The 19,330-nt window shown below is 69.6% G+C and carries 17 protein-coding genes; 14 read left to right on the top strand and 3 right to left on the bottom strand.

Annotated features, from left to right (window positions below; all coding sequences use genetic code 11):
• The first annotated feature begins 480 nt into the window (after nucleotides 1-480).
• Together EDC02_RS24860 and EDC02_RS24855 are read left to right on the top strand one after the other, a co-directional pair.
• On the top strand, nucleotides 481-1,629 hold the full coding sequence (locus EDC02_RS24860; RefSeq protein ID WP_158632288.1) for a hypothetical protein: 1,149 nt from the start codon (nucleotides 481-483) through the stop codon (nucleotides 1,627-1,629).
• Nucleotides 1,629-2,555, top strand: coding sequence for a bifunctional diaminohydroxyphosphoribosylaminopyrimidine deaminase/5-amino-6-(5-phosphoribosylamino)uracil reductase RibD (locus tag EDC02_RS24855; RefSeq protein WP_123604024.1), 927 nt, complete (start codon nucleotides 1,629-1,631; stop codon nucleotides 2,553-2,555). The genes EDC02_RS24860 and EDC02_RS24855 overlap by 1 nt, the downstream gene beginning before the upstream one ends.
• 65 nt (nucleotides 2,556-2,620) lie before the next feature.
• Here EDC02_RS24855 and EDC02_RS24850 read toward each other — a convergent pair whose 3' ends face one another.
• From EDC02_RS24850 to EDC02_RS24840, 3 genes are all read right to left on the bottom strand, one after another.
• A complete protein-coding gene (locus tag EDC02_RS24850; RefSeq protein ID WP_148083604.1) occupies nucleotides 2,621-2,824 on the bottom strand; it encodes a hypothetical protein in 204 nt (67 codons plus the stop codon).
• 508 nt (nucleotides 2,825-3,332) lie between these two features.
• Nucleotides 3,333-3,539, bottom strand: a complete 207-nt coding sequence (locus tag EDC02_RS24845; protein ID WP_123604022.1) for a DUF397 domain-containing protein — start codon at nucleotides 3,537-3,539, stop codon at nucleotides 3,333-3,335.
• Nucleotides 3,536-4,603, bottom strand: a complete 1,068-nt coding sequence (locus EDC02_RS24840) for a helix-turn-helix transcriptional regulator (protein WP_233606274.1) — start codon at nucleotides 4,601-4,603, stop codon at nucleotides 3,536-3,538. Before EDC02_RS24840 ends, EDC02_RS24845 begins: the two co-directional genes overlap by 4 nt.
• 346 nt (nucleotides 4,604-4,949) lie before the next feature.
• On the opposite strand from EDC02_RS24840, the gene EDC02_RS24835 reads away from it, so the two are divergent.
• The 12 genes from EDC02_RS24835 to EDC02_RS24780 all read left to right on the top strand — a co-directional run bounded on the left by EDC02_RS24835 (nucleotide 4,950) and on the right by EDC02_RS24780 (nucleotide 19,261).
• Complete coding sequence (locus EDC02_RS24835; protein WP_148083603.1) at nucleotides 4,950-7,322, top strand: sensor histidine kinase; 2,373 nt, start codon at nucleotides 4,950-4,952, stop codon at nucleotides 7,320-7,322.
• Nucleotides 7,319-7,726 carry a roadblock/LC7 domain-containing protein gene (locus tag EDC02_RS24830; protein WP_123604019.1) on the top strand — a complete coding sequence of 136 codons (408 nt, stop codon included), beginning with the start codon at nucleotides 7,319-7,321 and terminating at the stop codon, nucleotides 7,724-7,726. Before EDC02_RS24835 ends, EDC02_RS24830 begins: the two co-directional genes overlap by 4 nt.
• On the top strand, nucleotides 7,723-8,322 hold the full coding sequence (locus EDC02_RS24825; RefSeq protein ID WP_233606273.1) for an ATP/GTP-binding protein: 600 nt from the start codon (nucleotides 7,723-7,725) through the stop codon (nucleotides 8,320-8,322). Before EDC02_RS24830 ends, EDC02_RS24825 begins: the two co-directional genes overlap by 4 nt.
• Nucleotides 8,323-8,355: 33 nt before the next feature.
• Nucleotides 8,356-9,540 carry an ABC transporter substrate-binding protein gene (locus EDC02_RS24820; protein WP_123604017.1) on the top strand — a complete coding sequence of 395 codons (1,185 nt, stop codon included), beginning with the start codon at nucleotides 8,356-8,358 and terminating at the stop codon, nucleotides 9,538-9,540.
• A 14-nt stretch (nucleotides 9,541-9,554) separates the two neighbouring features.
• A complete protein-coding gene (locus tag EDC02_RS24815) occupies nucleotides 9,555-10,373 on the top strand; it encodes a class I SAM-dependent methyltransferase (RefSeq protein ID WP_158632287.1) in 819 nt (272 codons plus the stop codon).
• Between the two features lie 42 nt (nucleotides 10,374-10,415).
• The gene (locus EDC02_RS24810) at nucleotides 10,416-11,276 is read left to right on the top strand and encodes a branched-chain amino acid ABC transporter permease (RefSeq protein WP_123605127.1); all 861 of its coding nucleotides are present in this window, start codon (nucleotides 10,416-10,418) and stop codon (nucleotides 11,274-11,276) included.
• Entirely contained in the window at nucleotides 11,273-12,271 is a 999-nt protein-coding gene (locus tag EDC02_RS24805; RefSeq protein WP_123604015.1) for a branched-chain amino acid ABC transporter permease, read from the top strand. Before EDC02_RS24810 ends, EDC02_RS24805 begins: the two co-directional genes overlap by 4 nt.
• A complete protein-coding gene (locus EDC02_RS24800; protein WP_123604014.1) occupies nucleotides 12,268-13,788 on the top strand; it encodes an ATP-binding cassette domain-containing protein in 1,521 nt (506 codons plus the stop codon). Before EDC02_RS24805 ends, EDC02_RS24800 begins: the two co-directional genes overlap by 4 nt.
• 367 nt (nucleotides 13,789-14,155) lie before the next feature.
• The gene (locus EDC02_RS24795) at nucleotides 14,156-14,638 is read left to right on the top strand and encodes a hypothetical protein (protein WP_123604013.1); all 483 of its coding nucleotides are present in this window, start codon (nucleotides 14,156-14,158) and stop codon (nucleotides 14,636-14,638) included.
• 63 nt (nucleotides 14,639-14,701) lie between these two features.
• Entirely contained in the window at nucleotides 14,702-15,529 is an 828-nt protein-coding gene (locus tag EDC02_RS24790) for a class I SAM-dependent methyltransferase (protein WP_158632286.1), read from the top strand.
• A gap of 241 nt (nucleotides 15,530-15,770) precedes the next feature.
• A complete protein-coding gene (locus EDC02_RS24785) occupies nucleotides 15,771-18,341 on the top strand; it encodes a DEAD/DEAH box helicase (protein ID WP_123604011.1) in 2,571 nt (856 codons plus the stop codon).
• Nucleotides 18,338-19,261 carry a hypothetical protein gene (locus EDC02_RS24780; RefSeq protein ID WP_123604010.1) on the top strand — a complete coding sequence of 308 codons (924 nt, stop codon included), beginning with the start codon at nucleotides 18,338-18,340 and terminating at the stop codon, nucleotides 19,259-19,261. The genes EDC02_RS24785 and EDC02_RS24780 overlap by 4 nt, the downstream gene beginning before the upstream one ends.
• Nucleotides 19,262-19,330: the final 69 nt, after the last annotated feature.

Raw genomic sequence — 19,330 nt, 5'->3', positions numbered from 1 at the left:
CAACCCTCGGACCTCTGTCTGCGGCTGTCGGCGATGGGCGCGGATCCTAGGAGGGATCAACCTGGCCAGGAGGCCGTTAACGGCTGCCTGCCAGCTTGCGGCTCTCGCTCGGGCGCCTCGAAGCAACGGCCCGCGTCTCTGCCTAGAACGCTGCGACAAGGAAGCTCAACCCCCTTTGCGAAGATCGCGCCTGGTGATTCCTCACGTCGAGTGTCACAAGACATGACCCATACGGTGACTCATCGTGAGCGGTGAGGGAATGCCGACTTACGGTCCGACTTCGCTGCAGCCCGTGTCGCATCCCCGTGTCCGCGTCGGACAGGCGCATGATTTAGGCGGCTGGTGGCATAGTCGGCTGCGCTGGCATGTAGGCCGAAGGGAGAGACCGTGCCTCGCCATCCAGACGCAGTGATCAGTCCGAACACCGCGCTCAGCGCCGCCAGGCGGCGCCTTGCCTCGCCAAGGCGGCCTGGCCAGCGCATGTCCCGCAGCGAGCTAGCCGATGCCGTCAACGCGGCGCTTGACCAAATCTACCCAGCTCGGAATATCGCAGCTCACTATGTCGACCACCGGTGGGTGGGCAAACTGGAGCGTGGCGAGCATCGGTGGCCCGGCGACGCCCGCCGGGCAGCGCTGCGTCAGGTACTTGGTGCCGACAACGACGCGGATCTTGAGCTCTACAGCCCTCGGCGTGCCGACTCCACATTCCTGTCGACAAAGCAAGCCGCCCCCGGACCGGGTACTTGGGACGAAACCATCCACCTGCTACGCGATCAGTGGCATCTGCTCGTCCAAAACGACAAGATGTTCGGACCGGAGTACGCGCTGACGGGCGTCACCCGGCAGTTGACGCTGATCGACGACCTCCTGCATGAGGTGCCTCACGCGCTTCGGCCCGCTCTGGTCCGCCTCGCCGCCCAGTACGCCGAATCCGCAGCCTGGCTCAACCAATCCCTGAACTACCACCCCGCAGGCCATCACTGGACACAACAGGCACTTACCTGGGCAACCCAGATCAGCGACCCGACAATGACAGCCTGGGCCACCTACCGCAGCAGCCAGCAGTGGCTGACGAGCGGAAACCCCACCCAGGCCGTCAAACAGGCCGCAACGGCGCTGCTCTTCGACCAAAAGCTACCGGGACCGATGCGGGCGGCACTGCGTGTTCAACATGCCCACTCCCTCGCAGCCACGGGCGAGCATCGCGTCGCCATGCTCCTACTCGACGACGCCCACCGCTGGGCGGCGGATCGCCACTCCGGCCAGCCGGAGGGCGAGCACGGCTCGTACTGCACCAGCGGCTACATCGAGGTACACCGCGGCATCTGCCTCCGACTGGCGCAGCAGCCTGAGGAAGCCGTCCAAGTGCTGGACAAGGCCCTACCCGTGATCCCCTCCCGGCATCGCCAGGACTTTGCCTCTGCCCTGTTCAACAAGGCCGCAGCCCATGCCGCAGCGAGCCAACCCGATCTGGCGGCAGCGACGGCACACCAAGCGCTGCCGATCGCCCGTCGCGCAGGCTCACGGCGAATCCTGCATCAACTCACACAGCTGGGCTCCACGGTGAGCAGGCACCAGCACCTTCCGGACGTCCGCGCCTTTCTCGATGACCTCGCGGTGGCCACCTGATGGCATCCGACACCGAACTGGCCGCGATGCGACAAGCGATCGTCCTGTCGTCGCTCGGCCTGGGCACCACCAGCCCGAACCCACCAGTGGGCTGCGTCGTCCTCGACCGTCACGGAGTAGTCGTCGGCACCGGCTACCACCGGCGCAAAGGAGAGGCACACGCCGAGGTGAAGGCGCTCGACGCAGCTGGCGCAGCAGCACGAGGTGGCACCGCCGTGGTCACCCTCGAACCCTGCAACCACATCGGCGTCACCCCTGCCTGCCGTCAAGAACTCATCGAGGCGGGCATAGCCCGCGTAGTGATCAGCATCATCGACCCCACCTCACGAGGTGACGGCGGTGCCGCAGTGCTCGCAGCCCACGGAATCGACGTCGAGACCCATGTGATCCCCGACGAGACGAGCACCGTCCTCGGCCCCTGGCTGGCCGCCACCCTTCGCCGTCGCCCCCACCTGACCTGGGCCCACGCAATCAGCGGAGAAGGCGGCCAGGACCTCGAACAACAGCTGACCGCCGACCTGCGCCACGGGACAGATCTCGTACTTACAAATGATGCAGTCGAAGAAGGCGTTCGCGGCGGACATGCCCCCAACCACTTCGCGCTACCCGACTGCACCCCGGCTGGTGACCTGCGGCAATGGCTATCCACCTGCTACACGATCGGTTCAAGGACCATTCTCGCGGTCGGCAACCGCTACTCCGACGAGCTCCGCGACGGACTTGATCACGTCGACGAGATCGTCATCGCCATCGACCACGAGCTGGAAGACCCCATCAAGGTTGTTGCTGAACTGGCGCTACCGAGGTTCCAGCTTGCCCGCGTCCATGTAGGAAAGAACGGCGTCCGCGTCTACCTCTGTCGCTCCCAGCCGCACGATCCGCCGATCGTGCCCGCAGCCCCAACGGTCCGCCATCGTGGGATGTGAGCAGCAATCCTGCCCTGCGATCACTGACGTTGTATGCATGCCCTTGCCTGAACTGAGTCAATCGGCTAGCGGTCGTGTCTACTGATGGTGATCAGCCGATCGACTACGGCGCGGCGAGGCGAGGCGAAGCCGAGGTCGGCATCGCTGGCCGCGCGTAGCACTATCCGCAACGCCTCCCGGTACCGCTGGTTCGGCCAGCGATAGTCGCCGCGCTCCAGCTTCCCGATGTAGGCCGCGTCCAGCCGTACCTCGCTTTCGCTACCCGTCATCAGCGTGTTGACGCTGTCTGCGAGTTCCTGCCTCGACATCGGCTGGCCCGTGGCGGCGACGCCTGGCGTAGCCGTGCCTGCCGGATCAACTCGTTCGGATCTATCCTCGGTTCGGCCATCACTGCTGCCGCCCTTCCGTCCAGGCTCGTAAGTGATTCCCACCAGCCGTACAGCGCAGATCGAGACAGGCCACCGACACCGCCGCGTCGGCCAGCATAGGTGACGGTGACTGCCGATGCCAGAGCTGTCACCGGTCGGCGCTCCCGGATCTTGAAGAATTCCGTCACCGCGACATGCCTCGGTGAGTTGCGTGTTCGGCAGCGGCGCTGTCTCGGGATGACGAGGCATCCGTACCTTCTGAATGCACGTGCCGGATATCGCTTCTGACGCCGTTCGCATCTTGCTATCCGTGGCCCGCATGCTGCGCGATTCGGTAGGGCGGATCTGGCGGGATGTCAGCCTGGCTCATTCGCTGTTTAGTTTTGCTTCGGCGTTTCTGTCTATTTGGTCATTCGGGCGCATTTGGGCTATTGAGTCCGCTGGCGAGGAAGCCTCTGGCGAAGGAGTGCCATTGCTGAGGCCCGAACCGCAGCATCGGCCCGTCGGGGTTCTTCGAATCGCGAATCAGGACTGTGTCGATGGTGTGGGCGACCTCGACGCAGTTGCCGTCGTCGCTGCGACTGGACTTGCGCCAGATGTGCTTCGGCGTAGTCATGTCAGGACTCCTTCGGTGGATTCCAGATGGTCCGCGGCAGCGCGGAGGAGACGGATACTCGCGTCGGGTGCGAGTGCGGCGGCCTTGAGCCTGCTGTGCAGGTTTAGATAGGGGTCGACCTCGGCCGGCTCAGTGTGGATCAGATCTCTGGTGAGGGTGTCGACCGCGACGGCTTGCGAGCCTTGCGGATCACGGTAGCGGTAGATGGAGTATGAGGACCGAGGAGCACTGTGTCCTCTGATCGACGCCTCGACAGGTAGCACCTGGATGGTTGCGGACGGGTAGGTTTCGTGCGTGGCGACGATGTGCCGAAGCTGCTGGGCGACGACCGTGGGGTCGGCGGCGCAGCGGCGGATCGCGACCTCGTCGATGACGGCCTCGTAGCGGGGCCCGCCGGTGGCGAGTAGTAAGCGTTGCCGGTGGGTGCGTGCGGTGACCGCTGCGGCCGGATCGAACCCGGCCCCGTGGCGGGCCGGGTCGCTGCGCAGCCGCGCGTCGGCGAAGGCGGGCGTCTGGAGCAGCCCGGGGATCAGGGCCATTGCGTATTCGGTGATGGTCTTGGCGCCGCTTTCCAGGTCGGCGTAGATGGCCTGCCGCACGCCCATTTGTTCAGCATCGGCTGCCCACCAGCTGCGGGTCCAGCCGTCGGCTGCCGCGTCCATGATCGCCGTCCGTCGGTTCATCCCGACGGAAAGGTAGTCGCAGATCCCGCTGACCAGGTCTATGTCGGGGCCGATGTGCCCGTTCTCCAGCGCGCTGAGTTGTTGTCGGGGGAAGCCGAGGGTGCGGGCGATCGCTTCGCCGGTCACGCCATGCTCTTCTCGCAGGCGGCGGATCTCGCGGGCGAGCCATTGGCGGCGGACGTACGGACTGGGTCGAGTCACCAGCAGCCTCCCATGGTCCGCACTTACCCGGTCGACGGGTGAGCCGGCCGGGGTGCTCTCAATGTAACCCAGTTTTTCGGGTAAACGATCATGAGACGGCTGGTGGTCCGCCGTGTATGCGCAGCTCGTCGTCTGGTCGGACCGCAGGTCGGTATGCGAGGTCGGACCGCAGGTCGGCATTCCCAGCTTTGCGCCGTTGCGTGATCGTTTAATTCGCACCGAGCTTGGTTCTTGTGCCGGATGTTGCGCTGTTGACAGCTTGGTGATTCGTACGCTGACCGATGCAGGGACGGGACCTGATAATGAGGAGCTGGAGAAACGCTCGCGTTGGCCGTTGGTGGTTCCGCGTCCTGTGGTCCGAGCGACGGTCCTCGCAGGAGCGTGCGCCGATCGCTGCTCACATCGAGGCGTGCTCAGGAATCGGCCTGCAAGATCTCGTCACAAAGCTGTCGGGATCAGGATCCGCAGCTCGCCTTCCGACTCCGTCAGAGTACGGCCGCGCAAGCCATGACCTGAGGAGCGCGTGGTGATTCTACGGCCATCGTGGCGACTTCGGGATCGCCGGATTCGAGGCAAGCTGGCGGTCATTCTGACGTTGCCGCTGGTGGCGGTGGTGGTGTTGGCAGGTTTGCTCGCCGCCGGCGCGGCGGTGGAGGCGGGGCGGGCTGATCAGGCACGTCGGTTGGTGGCTCTGGGCGGTGCCGCTGGTGAGCTGGCTGATCGGCTGCAGCAGGAGCGGGCTGCGGCTGCGGTGGTGTTCGCTCGGGGCAGCGGTGAGGCGCAGGGTCGGGAGTTCCGGGTTCGGGCTGCGGCGACGGACGCGGCGGCTGACCGTTTCCAGGCCGCGAGGGTGGGTGTGCGGCTGCCGGCCGGGTTGGACTCGGTGGTGCGGCGGGTGGACGGTCAGGTGGCGGGTTTGCCGGTGCTGCGTGAGCGGGTCCACAGCGCGTTGGATGTGACCGCGAGTCTGGTGGTGTTCCGGTACCGGGCGGTGGTGGCGGACCTGGTGGCCTATCGGCAAGGGCTGGGCCAGGTCGGCGTTGACGGCGAGACCGCGAATGGTCTGCGTGCCGCCGCGGCGTTGTCCGAGGGTGTCGAGTCGCTGGGGTTGATGCAGGTCGCGGTGGTGGGGGCGGTGGGCGCGGGCCGGCTGACGCCGGCGGCGCAGCAGGAGGTCGTGGCCGCTGACGCCCGGTTCACCGAGGCGATGCAGACGTTTCGTGGGCTGGCGCCGGCGGGGTGGCCGGCGCGGCTGGATGCCCGGGTGGGCGGGGAGCAGGTGGTGGCGGCTGAGCGGTTGCACGGGGTGGTGTCCCGGGCCGGGCCGGATACGCCGCTACGGCTGGGGGCGGACGCGGGGCAGTGGGTGGCGGTGGTCGGGGCGTGGATGGAGTTGATGCACGCGGCGGAGCGGGAGTTCGACGCCGAGTTGTTGGGGGAGGTGACGGCGCAGCGTGATGCGTTGTGGCGCTGGATCGGTGGGCTGGGTGGGCTGGTCGGTGTTGGTCTGGCGGTGATGGTGGGGGTGGGCTGGTGGGTGGCCCGGTCGCTGACCGGTTCCCTTGCGCGGCTGCGGGCCGACGCGGAGGAGGTGGCCACGGATCGGTTGCCGCGGATGGTGGCCCAGCTCGGCTCCGGCGGTATCGACCAGGCGGGGCTGCGGAATCTGATGGATCGTGCTGCCGCGCCGATCGCTGTCGATGGTCGCGACGAGGTGGGGCAGGTCGCTGCGGCGTTCAACGCGGTCGCGGATTCGGCGGTGCGGTTGGCGGGGGAGCAGGCGGCGTTGCGGGCGTCGGTGGCGGGGATCATCGAGGCGTTGGCGCGGCGGTTGCAGCAGCGTTCCGACCGGTTGATGGCGAGTTTGGACCGGTTGGAGCGCGATGAGCAGGATCCGCAGCGGCTGGGGCAGCTGTTTGAACTCGACCATGTGGCGACGTTGATTCGTCGGATGATCGGTGGCCTGCAGGTGCTGTCCGGTGGGTACGCAGGGCGGCCGACGTCTGAGCCGGTGCCGTTGGCGGATCTGCTGCGCGCGGCGGTTTCGGAGATCGACGATTACCGGCGGGTTGATCTGGGTGAGGTGGATCCGCTGGTGGTGGTCGGCCGTGACGCGGCTGCGGATTTGATCATGTTGTTGGCGGAGTTGATCGATAACGCTGCCCGGTTCTCGCCGCCGGGGTCGCCGGTGCTGGTCGAGGGCCGGCGGGTGGGTGATCTGCTGCATGTGCAGGTGTGTGACCGGGGTGTCGGGCTGCGGGTGGAGGATCTGACCGCGATTCGTGCCCGGTTGGCGGCTCCGCACCGGGTGGACCATCATGCCGCGCAGCAGATGGGTCTGTCGGTGGTGGCGCGTCTGGCCCGCCGGCACCAGGTCGGGGTGGATTTCCGGTCCGAGTGGAAGTCGGGGTCGGGTACCCGGGTCGACATCACGGTGCCGGCTGGTCTGTTCACGGTCGCCGAGCCGGCGCCGCCGGCGGTGGTGGACGCGGACCGGACGCAGGAGTTGCCCGCCGTCACCGCTCGGCCGCCGTCGCGGCCGGTGATCCCGGCGCAGCGCAGGCCCGAACCACCGTTGGTGATCTTCGAACAGGTCCGCCGGTCGTCGCCCTGGTTCACCACGAAAGGTGACCCTGCCCAGGCGGGTATGCCAGCGCAGTGGCAGGCCGCTGCGGCGGCTGCGGCGGCAGTCCAGGACGCTCCGGTGCGTGTGACGGAGAACGGGTTGCCGGTGCGTCAGGCCGGGCAGCGGCTGATTCCGACGGTCGCCACCGCGACGCCGGGACTTGTCCGGCGTGACCCGGAGGACGTGCGCCGACGGGTGTCGGCTTTCCAGATGGGGCTCGGCCATGCCGGGCGCCGCTCTCACCCCGTTTCCGTGAAGGAGTTTTCCCAATGAACACCCCTGACGACTATCGCCCCGACTGGGGATATCTGCTTGACCAGTTGTGCGCCACGCGTGGGATCACCCATGCGGTGGCGGTGTCCGCTGACGGGCTGCTGATCGCCAAGAGCGCGGGGTTGCCGAAGGAGTCCGCCGATCAGATCGCGGCGGTGACCAGCGGGTTGGAGAGCTTGACCCGTGGGGTGGCCGGGTTGATGTCGGCCGCGCCGGTGGAGCAGACCGTGGTGGAGATGGCCGGCGGCAGTCTGGTGGTGATGGCGATCGGGGACGGGTCGATCCTGACCGTCCTCGCCCGTAAGGACGCCGACATGGGGCAGGTCGCCTACGAGATGGCGATGCTGATCAACCGGGTCGGTGCGGTCCTGACGCCGGACTCGCGTATACCGCAGCGGGCATGACCGATACCGCGGTCCAAATGGGCACCGCCGCGGTGGTGGACCGGCGGGTCACGTCGGTGAAGATCCTGATCGCTGGCGGGTTCGGGGTCGGGAAGACCACGTTCGTCGGCGCGGTGTCGGAGATCGTGCCGTTGACCACCGAGGCGGTGATGACGGTGGCCGGTGTCGGTGTGGACGACACCGTGGCGGTGCCGGGGAAGACGACAACCACGGTGGCGATGGACTTCGGCCGGATCAGCATCGACGACGCGTTGATCCTGTACCTGTTCGGCACGCCGGGGCAGGACCGGTTCTGGTTCATGTGGGATGAGCTGGCGCGCGGCGCGGTCGGGGCGGTGGTCCTGGCCGACACCCGCCGTCTGGACGACTGCTTCGCCGCGATCGACTTCTTCACCCACCGGCGGGTGGCGTTCGTGGTCGCGGTCAACACGTTTCCGGACGCACGGGTGTTCGCCGAGGCCGAACTACGTCAGGCCCTCGGTATCGACGCCCGGACGCTGCTGCTGACCTGCGACGCCCGTGACCGCGCCGACGCCCGCGCGGTGCTGATCGCCTTGGTGGAGCACGTCCTGACCCGCCGCCGCTCCGGCGGCTGAACCACCCAATCCCCGATGTGAAGGAGCTTTTGTATGGTGCTGCGACCTGCCCGGTTGCTGGCTGGCGTGACCGCGCTGCTGTTGGCGGTGGCGGGCTGTTCCGGCTCGGCTGTGGACACCGGACCGCCGGACGGTCCGTTGAAGATCGGGTTGATCTGGCCGCTGTCGGGCCCGTACCAGGCCATCGGTGTCGACCTGCAACGCGGCTGGCAGCTGTACCTCGACAGCCACGACGGCATGCTCGGCGGGCAGAAGGTGGAGATCGTCACCGCTGACGAGGCCGAGGGCAAGCAGTCCGCGTTGACCGCGGCCCGCAAACTGCTCGACCAGGACAAGGTCAGCGTGATCGTCGGCACCGGCACCGCCGACGCGGTGGAGTCGATCAAGACGATCGTGACCGAACGCGGGGTGCCGTTCATCGGCACCGGCGGCCGGCCGTCGACGCTGACGGACCTGACCTACATCTGGCACACCTCGTGGCTGTCGCGGGAGACCGGGCAGGCCGTGGCCGAGCACATCCGCACCACCGTGGACGGGCCGGTGTTCGTGATCGGTCCGGACTACGTCGGCGGCCATGACCAGATCGGTGGGTTCGTCGACGCCTACACGGGCGCTGGTGGTGAGCTCGCCAACACCGGCAGCCGGCCGGCGTGGACGCCGTGGCCGGCGACGACGAACTTCCTGCCCTACCTCAACCAGGTCGCCGCCAGTGGCGCGAAGGCGGTGTACTGCTTCTACGCCGGCACCGCCGCGGTCGACTTCGTCAAGCAGTACGAGCAGACCGGTCTCAAGGACACGATCCCGCTGTACGGGGCCGGGTTCCTGACCGAGGGCGCGGTCCTTCCCGCTCAGGGCGACGCCGCGACCGGTGTCCGCACGGTGATGAACTACGCGCCCAACCTGGACAACCCGGCGAACCGGGCGTTCGCCCCCGCCTTCGAGGATCAGCATCAGAGCGCCCCGAACATCTACGCCGTCACCGGCTGGGACGCCGCGCTGATCCTGGACCGTGCGATCGCCGCGGCGGGGGAGAGCCCGACCAGCGCGTCGATCAACACCGCGATCGGTGAACTCGGGGTGATCGACAGCCCGCGCGGGCAGTGGCGCTTCGGTGTCAACCACTCACCGATCCAGCCCTGGTACCTGCGTGAGGTCCAGCTCGACGGCCGGACCGCCGCGAACGTCGTCATCGCCCATCTGACCACCCTCGGCGAATAGAACCGGAGCTGACCGTGACCGCATCATCGTCGGCCGACACCAGCGTCGGCCGGTACACCTTCGACAACGCCACCCGCGAGGCCGCCCAGCAGGTGCGGCTGCTCGCCGAGATCCTGGACGAGCACACCGCCGACGTGCTGATCCAGGAGGGAGTCACGACCGGGTGGCGGTGCCTGGACCTCGGCGCCGGAGCCGGCACCGTCACCGCATGGCTGGCCGAACAGGTCAGCCCCACCGGCCGGGTCGTCGCCATCGACGCCGACCCCCGGCACATCCGCAGCCACGACCTCGTCGAGGTGCGCGCCGCCGACGTCACCACCATCGACCTCGGCGACGGCGTCTACGACCTGGTCCACGCCCGGCTGCTGTTCATGCACCTGCCGCAACGGCGGCAGCTGCTGCGCCGCGCCGTGGCGGCCCTGGCTCCCAGTGGTGTCCTGGTGATCTCCGACTGGGACTGCACCCGACTCGACGAGATGTTCTGCGACGGCCCACCCGGGCTCGCCGAGGCGTTCCTCGCCTTCCAGCAGGCGCTGGTCGGTATCGCCACCGCCAACGGCGCCGACGCGGGCTGGGCCCGGGAGCTGCCGCTGGCGATGCGCCGCGCCGGACTCACCGATGTGCGCGCCAGGCTCCACACCGAGACCTGGGACGGCGGCACCGCCGGCTGCCTGTTGCACGCCAGCAACAGCCGCCAGATGCAGGACGCGCTGTACAGGGCCGGGGTGACACGGGCGCAGCTGGACATCCTGCGTGAGGGCATGAGCGACCCACACACCCTCGCCTGGTCCTACCCGATGGTCACCGCTGTCGGCCGCCGCGCCGACAACTGACCAAGGACCGCGAGAAGAAAAGGGGAGGGTGTCGTGGGACAGATGTACGCGGCGACGGCGATCGACGGGATCGCGTACGGGCTGCTGCTGTTCGTGGTGGCCGCCGGCCTGGCGTTGATCTTCGGCGTCATGGACGTGCTGACCCTGGCCCACGGCACCCTCTACCTGGCCGGCGCCTACCTGGCCTGGCTACTCACCGGCGGCAGCCTGCTCGGCCTCGCCACGGCGGTGGCCGTCGCCGTCGTCGTCGGCGCCGCCGCGGGCGGCGGCCTGGCCGCCGCGCTACGCCCGCTGACCGGGCATCTCGACCAGGCGCTGGTCACCATCGGGATGGCGTTCCTGGCCGCCGACGCCTTCCGGTCGGTGTTCGGGCCGGCCCCGCTGCCGGCCGACCCGCCCGCCGTACTCGCGGGGCGGGTCGACCTGTTCGGCCACGGCTACCCCGTCTACCGGCTGGTGTTCATCGGCGTCGCCGCCGCGATCGCCGTCGGCCTGCATCTGACCCTGCGACACAGCACCGCCGGACTGCTGCTGCGCGCCACCGTCGCCGACCCGGGCATGGCCGCCGCGACCGGCGTCAACGTCCGCCGGCTACGCGCCACGGCGTTCGCCGTCGGCGGTGCGCTCGCCGTCACCGCCGGCGTCCTCGGCGCACCGCTGCTCGGCCCCGCACCCGGAGTGGACACCACCGTGCTCATCCTGTCCCTGATCGTGGTCGTCCTCGGCGGCACCACCGGTTCGGTGCCCGGCACCCTCGCCGCCGCCCTGCTCGTCGGCCAGGTCCAAACCGTCGGCGTGCTCGCCGCCCCGACGCTGGCGCCGTTCGCCCTGTTCGGCGCCCTACTCACCGTCCTGGTCGTCCGCAGCCGCACCACCGGCCCGACGGCGGTGACCCCAACATGACCACCACTACCAGCGTGTCGGCGACCACCAGCATGGTGCCGGCCCCGCCGGAGGGCACCGCCGCCCGTACCGTCATCGTCCGCGCCGCCGGTGCCGCCGCCGTTGTCGTCGCGGCGGGGCTTCCGCTGATCGCCGACGCGTACACCGTCACGGTCGCCGCGACCGCCCTGGTCTTCGCGGTCCTGGCGGTCTCCACCCAGCTGCTCGTCGGCGTCGCCGGGCTGCCCGCCTTCGGGCAGCCCGCCTACCTCGGCGTCGGCGCCTACACCGCCGCCCTGCTCGCCGGCGCCGGCGTCACCGACGGGCCTGTCCTGCTCGCCGCCGCGACCACGACCGGGGCCGTCGCGGCGGCGGTGACCGCGCCGCTGGTGCTGCGGACCCGCGGCACCACGTTCCTCATGACCACCTTCGCGATCCAGGCCCTGACCGCGACCGTCGCCGCCCAGTGGAAACCGGTAACCGGCGGCGACGACGGCCTGCACACCCCACCGGTCACCGCCTGGCCCGCCGGCCCCCCACTGACCGGCGCCGCGCCCGTCTACTGGTACACCCTCGCGGTCTTCCTGCTCGCCACCACGGCAGCCGTGCTGCTGGCGCGGTCCCGCCTGGGTCTCGTGCTGCGTGGCTGCGCCGACCACGAACCCCGCATGGCCGCCCTCGGCCACCACGTCACCGTCGGACTCGCCGCCGGATACACCGCCGCCGGTGCCCTCGCCGGAGCCGCCGGCGCGCTCCTGATCACCGTCAACCGCTACGTCTCCCCAGCCGACCTCGGCTTCGAGACCGCCGCCCTCGTCCTGCTCGCCGCCGCGATCGGCGCCGGCACCATCAGCGGCGCCGTCATCGGCGCGGTGACGGTCGTCGCCGTCCGGGACCTCGCCGGTCAAGCCACCGGCGGGCACAGCCTCGCCCTGCTCGGACTGCTGTTCCTCGCCGTGGCCTACGCCCGACCCGCCGCCGCCCGCGTCCGCACCAGACTGGGGAGGCTGCCGTGACCCTGCACCTCGACCGGGTCTCCCGCCGCTACGGCGGCCTGACCGCCCTGCACCCCCTCACCCTCACGATCCCCACCGGCGCGCGGCACGCCGTCATCGGCGCCAACGGCGCCGGCAAAAGCACCTTGTTCCACCTCATCGCCGGCAGCACCCGCCCCACCACCGGCCGGATCGTGTTCGACGGCCACGACGTCACCCGCGCGCGTCCCGCGTCGCGCGCCCGCCGTGGTATCGGCCGCACCTGGCAACACCCCGCTGTCTTCGACCGACTCACCGCTGCGGCGAACGTCGCCCTGGCCATCACCCGCCACCACACCCTCACCACCCGGCGACGGTTCCTGCACCCTGGTCACACCACCGCGCTCGTCCACGCTGCCCTCGCCGCCGCCGGCCTGACAGCCCACGCCACATCCCCGGCCGGTGCCCTGCCCTACGGGTTACGCCGCCGCCTCGAACTCGCCGTCGCCCTCGCCGCCCGGCCCCGGCTGCTGCTGCTCGACGAACCCTCCGCCGGCCTCGACCCCGACGAGATCCAACGGCTGGCAGCCACCATCGGCGCGCTGCCCGACACCGTCACGGTGCTGTTCATCGACCACCACCTCGACCTCGTCTGGCAGATCGCCGGCACCGTCACCGTCCTGCACCACGGTCACCACATCGCCACCGGCACCCCGCACACCGTTCGCGCCCACCCTGAGGTCCAGGCCGCTTACCTCAACCCCGCCACCACGGACGCCATCAGGCCGCACACCCGGCAGCCGGGGCCCGCCGACCGACCGGCCCTGCTGCGGGTTCGCGGCCTGCGGGCCGGCTACCACGACGCCCAGGTCCTGCACGACGTCGACCTCACCATCACCGACCGGGACGTCACCGCCGTCCTCGGCCGCAACGGCGCAGGCAAGACCACTCTGCTCAGTGCCCTTGCCGGGCTGATCCCCACCACCGCCGGGCACATTCACTTCGCCGGCATCCCGCTGCCCACCGCACCGCACCACATCGCCCGTGCAGGCGTGGCGATCGTCCCGCAGGGACGCCGGCTCTTCGGCGCGCTCACCGTCACCGACCACCTCACCGTGGCCGAAGCCGCCGCCCGACACCACCGCACGGCGGCCGGCCGCCGGTGGACCCGCGACGAGATCCTCACCCTCCTGCCACCACTGCGCGCCCGCCTGCGTCACCACGCCGCAGACCTGTCCGGAGGTGAACAGCAGATGCTCGCCATCGCCCGTGCCCTGCTCGGCAACCCCCGCCTGCTCCTGCTCGACGAACCCAGCGAAGGACTGGCACCCGCCATCATCGCGCAGCTCACCACCGCCCTACGGCGCATCGCCGGTGCAGGCGTCACCGTCGTCCTCGCCGAGCAGAACCTCCGCCTCGCAGTCGGCATCGCCGACCGTGCCCTCGGCCTGCACCACGGGCGGATCACCCTCGACCTGCCCAGCGGGGCCTTGACCGACCCCACCGCCCGGCACGACCTCGACCGCCTGCTCGGCGTCACCGATGGGACCAGCCCATGAAACCGCGTTCCCACCCGAACCCGGTGCCCGCACACCCCGATCCGGCGACCTGCGGAGTACCCGTGACGACCGTGACACGGCCTGACATATCGGCAAACGCCACCAGGGGTCCGGCCGCGTTGACCGACCTCGCACCCGCGACGTCTTCGACTCCCATGCTGGAGGCGCACAGGGCACGTGTGTCCGCTGTCGCGTTGAAGGATGCCTCCCACCGCGCCCCTCTCGCGGATGGGCGACCGCCATGGACCGTGTGGCGGCGAACATCTGGCGTTCGATCACCCGGCGTGGCGCGTGCGCCGCCGGAGTCCGATTCGGAAAGTGCCCGACATCATCCCGACTTCAACGTGACTTCGGAGGAGTAGCCATCATGTGCGGCGTCAATCACAACCTGTTCCCCCGGCCCGGGTATCTGATCGATATCGCCTGCGAGAGCATCGCGGCGAAGGTCCTGTTCACCCGGATGCTGTCCCACCACGAGGAGATCGGACTCACCGCCGAGCAGATCAGCCGTCTGATCGACATCAACGCCGAGTACCAGGCGCGACTGGTCGCCATCCGGGTGAGCTTCGCCCAGATCACCGAGGAGCTGGAACACAAGCGGGGCCGTCTGGATACCGAGGCGGTGGTGGGCCGTAAGGAGCTTCTCGACCGTCACGCCGAGCTGTTCCGGGCAGAGGAAGAGCTGTTCTTCACCTACGGCGGGCACGGACACGAACTGCTCACCGATGAGCAGATCGCCACTATCGACCGCATCTACCATGCGGAGAAGGACGCCCGGCTCGCCGAGCTTCTCCCGTCGCTGAACAACGCTGTCGGGCCGGCCTTCCGCCTCACTGCGGCAACGGCGTAGCGGCGGGCTCTCATGGGTGAGCAGGCTACACGGGCAACACCTCCCGACCAGGCGGGGCAGTGGTTGTCCCGGGATCGGGACTCGGGTCGAGACAGCACGGACCGGGCTGCCCTCGCCGGCCTGCTCGCCGAGATCCGTGACCGGGTACTGGACGCGGCAAGGCTGCGCCCCGGCCACCACGTTCTCGACCTCGGTGCCGGCACCGGCCTGCTCACCCACACGGCCGCGCGGACGGTCGCGCCGACCGGACAAGTCATCGCGCTCGACATGTCCGCCACCGCCCTGACACACCTGGACACCAACGCCTTCCGAATCCACCCCGTGGCCGGCGACGCGTCCCGCCTTCCGATCGCCACCGCGACCATCGACCGCGTCGTCACCCGCAGCGTCCTGATCTACCTGCCCGACCTACCCGCAGCCCTCGGCGAGATCGCCCGCGTCCTGCGACCAGCGGGAATGCTGTCGGTCTTCGAACCCATCAACGCACGCCGGCACCACGACGCCCACCTCGACGGACTCACCGCCGCCGAGATCGAAGCGATCGATGAGCTTCGCAGCCGGAGCAGCCCCACCGCCGGACCCATGATGGCCTTCGACGTCGCGCCGATGACCACCGCCGTCCTGCGCGCCGGTTTCACCGCACCCACCCTGCACCAGACCACCGTCACCGACCGGCTCACCAGCCACGCCCAGGTCGACGCCTACCTGCGCCGTCGACCCCACCCCGGCGCTGACAGCCCCATCGACCAGGTCACCCACCACCTGGGCGCTGACACCGCAGCCCGGTACAACACCGCCTGGCACCACGCCCTCGACCAGGCCACCGACCCGGGCGGCATCACGTTCACCACCCCCGTGCTCTACCTCACCAGCCGACTGCCGCATCACTGACCCCTCGGAACGGCCATGACCATATCGACACCGCCCTTGTCCACCTACGACACCGTCTTCACCACTGGGATGCCTTGTTCCATGGCATCCGCTTGGGCCGGCCGTCGAGCCGCTGTCCACGCGAGGGCTTGGTCTCGTGACGGTGAGCGGTGAGGGATCCCCATCCGGACCGCCGACTGTCTGGCCGGTCCTCGCGCCCCTGGCAGGGCACCGCCTCGTCGCAGCAGGGGAGAGGCCCGAGATGAGGGGTTCACGACCGGCCGAGGAACTGCCGACGCTTCGCGACTACCAGCAGGAGGCCGTCGAGGCGATCGTGCGGGGTCTGGCCCCTGGTGGTCGCGGCCAGTTCCGGGCGGCCTGCGGTAGCGGCAAGTCACTTGTCGCGGTGCACGCGGCCGGGCGGCTCTGCCCGACCGGGCTCGTGGTCGTGGCCTGCCCGTCGCTGCCTCTGCTCGCGCAGACCCTGACGGTATGGGCCACCGCGGGTACGGCCACGCAGGTACTCGCGGTGTGTAGCGATGACACCGTCGCCGACGCCGCGGTGGGCGTCGCGGACCTGCGCTGTCCGGTCACTACCCGGCCGGATGAGATCGCGGACTGGGTACGGCGAACTCCGAGCAGCCGCATGCGGCTGATCCTGGTCACCCATGCCTCCGTCGCCCTGGTAGGCGAAGGACTCGACGCGGCCGACACCGCAGCCAGCCTGCTGGTAATCGATGAAGCCCACCACACGGCCGGCTGGCCCGGCAAACACGTCGCACTGGTGCACCGCGACGACCACCTGCCGGCGACGCGGCGGCTGTACATGACCGCCACACCACGGGTTCTCAGCGCACGACGCCGCGCGGGCGGCGGCGGTGAGGACATGTTGTCAATGGACGATGTCGACGTTTTCGGCCACGTTCACTACAACTACCCCTTCGCGAACGCGATCACCGATGGCTGGCTCGACGACTACCGCATCGTGGCGATCGGCGTCACCTCCGCCGACGTGCTGTCGACGCTGCGTCGCCTCGACCCCAACGCCGTCGTGAGCGCCGGCGCCGCGCCGCTGCGCACCGCCGTGGTGCAGACCGCCCTCGTCCGCGCCGCCGTCGAGTTCGGTCTTCGCCGGGTACTGGTGTTCACCCCACGGGTGGCGCAGTCCCAGGAATTCGCCCGAACCCTGCCGGCCACCGTGGCCGCACTACCCGAGGAAGACCGTCCCAAAGGACGCCTCACGGTCGGGCATGTCGATGGCACCCAGACGATGGCACAGCGGCAACTCCACCTGGCCAACCTCGCAGACCCGCCCGACGACGGCTGGACGGTCATCTCCAACGCGCGTTGCCTGGGCGAGGGCGTCGATGTGCCCGCCGTCGACGCCGTCGTGTTCACCGCGCCCAAGGAGTCAGAGTCCGACGTCATCCAGGCCGTCGGCCGGGCACTGCGCCGGAACCCCGCCGGGTCCGGCATCGCCACCATCCTGCTGCCGGTCCTGCTACCCGACGACCCGGCCGAGACAGCCCACGACATCGCCGCGGACCTGACCGAATGGACCGCACTGCTGCAGGTACTGCGCGCGTTGCGCGCACACGACAACGGCCTCGCCGCCGACCTCGACACCCAGCGCACCAAGATGTCCACAGGCGCCGCAGAGCTACCACCCCGCCTGCTCGTACGCCTTCCCGACGGCTACTCCTCCGACGACCTGCTGCGCGACCTCACCGTACGGGTGCTGGAGGAGACCACCTCGGAGTGGCTCGTCGGATACGCCGCCCTGCGGGCCTTCCACGCCGCCCACGGACACCTGACAGTGCCCGCCGGACACGTCCGACACGGCCTGCGACTCGACCGCTGGGTCGCCCGGCAACGCGCCGACTACCAGGCCCGACGGCTTCCACAGGACCGGGTCAAGCACCTGAACGACATCGGCTTCGACTGGACACCCACGACGCGAGCCTGGGAGCGCGGCATCGCAGCCGCCACGGCGTTCCACGCCGAACACGGCCACCTCGACGCACCTACCGGCCACCCCGTTAACGGACTTGACCTCGCCCAGTGGCTAGGGCAACAACGTGGCTACCACCGAAACAACACCCTCGACCCAGACAGGGTCACCGCCCTCACCGCCCTCGGGATCGACTGGACCGTGAAACGCCCCTCCTACCAGGAGGGCTTCACCGCCGCACAGCAGTTCCACACCACCCACGGCCACATCCAGGTACCGAACGGCCTCATCGTCAACGGCATCAACCTCTACGACTGGCTCGGCGCCCGACGCACCGACCACCGACTCGAGCGCCTCAGCGACGACCGCACCCGCAGCCTGGAAGCCCTCGGCATGCAATGGTCGATCCGCGACGCCACCTGGCAACGCAACCTGGCCACCGCCACCACGTTCCATGAGCGCGAAGGGCACCTACACCCCCGCAGAGGCCACCGCGAAGGCGGCATCGACCTCTCCCGGTGGATCAACGCCCAGCGTGCCGCGCGACGCGCGGGCACCCTGCCGCACGACCGGATCACAGCCCTCGACGCGATCGGCATGCAATGGGAGATCGCCAGCGGCTGGACCGGAGTGCACCAGGTCACCGCCAGCCGAACCGGCCGAACAAGCGGCGACCACCAACCCCCTGACGACAGCGATCCCGCCGAGCCCTGCCCGGCCCCGGACCCTCCGGGCAGACCGGATTCCCTCACCAGCCCGGACACGACAGCGGACCCGCCCCGCACCGGCCAGGACGCTCCACCTCACCGCCCAACCACCACGTCACCCACTAACCACGACACAGCCGAACCTGCCCACCCCTCGGTAGCGGAGCAGCCATGACCCGTATCGACATCGCCCTGTTCAACTTCCAAGACGGCGGCTGGACGCCCGACGGCGGCCCCGACTTCGCCCCGCTCCAGCAGGCGTTCGCCGACGTCACCGCAGCACCCGCCCTGATCCTGCTCTGCGAGGCCAAGCGCTACAGCGACAACGCCGGCGCGGCCAAGTACGCCGCAGCCGAGGCGCTGTCGGACCAACTCGGCGTGCCGTACGTCGCCGAGCTGGGCTGGATGCCACGCGGACCGATGCCGCCCGCGATCTTCTACAACCCGAACCTGCTGGCGCTACGCCGCTGGTGGAACCAGGACGACCCAGCAGCGTTTGACGACCAACGCAACGTCGCCCGGTTCGCCCTCCGCGACAGCGGAGCCGTACGCGACCACCGACGAGAGTTCCTGGCCTTCGTGCACCACTTCGCGCCGCTCTCCGGCGATGCCCGGCTGGAGGAAGCCAGACGCGTCAGCCGCTACGGCAGCACCGAGCCGCTGCCGGTCATCGGCGGAGGCGACCTCAACGGCACCGCGTCCGGTAGCCACTTTCCTGAGCGGGACTGGATGGCCGCCACCCCCAACCAACGCACCCACAAAGGCATGCTGCGACCCGACGGCACCTGGGGGCCGGACACCCGCGCGCTCGACCACCTCATCGGCGAATGGGACGACATCACCGGGCAGCGCACGAACGGCTGCGGCCTGCACGCCCTCGCCGAAATGGCCTGGCGGACCGACCCCAACCAGCCGATCCTGCCGACCGTCAACCCCGACATCGACCCCGGCGGTGGCCTGCTCATCGACTGGCTCCTGGCCAACGACGCCATGACACCCCACGTCCTACCCGACACCTACCGCGTCCACCTACCCGACCCCGGCCAGCGGCCGCCGTCGGACCACCGGCTCGTCACCGCCGCGATCGACCTGTAACGCCGACAGCCAGCCAGATGACCGCGTCGATGACCCCGCGACCTGCCGCCACGCAGCCACCACCGCCGT

It is taken from the genome of Micromonospora sp. Llam0, from assembly GCF_003751085.1.
Lineage (GTDB): Bacteria > Actinomycetota > Actinomycetes > Mycobacteriales > Micromonosporaceae > Micromonospora_E.
Note: the sequence above shows the minus strand (reverse complement) of the source record. Positions and strands in the feature narration are given on the sequence as shown.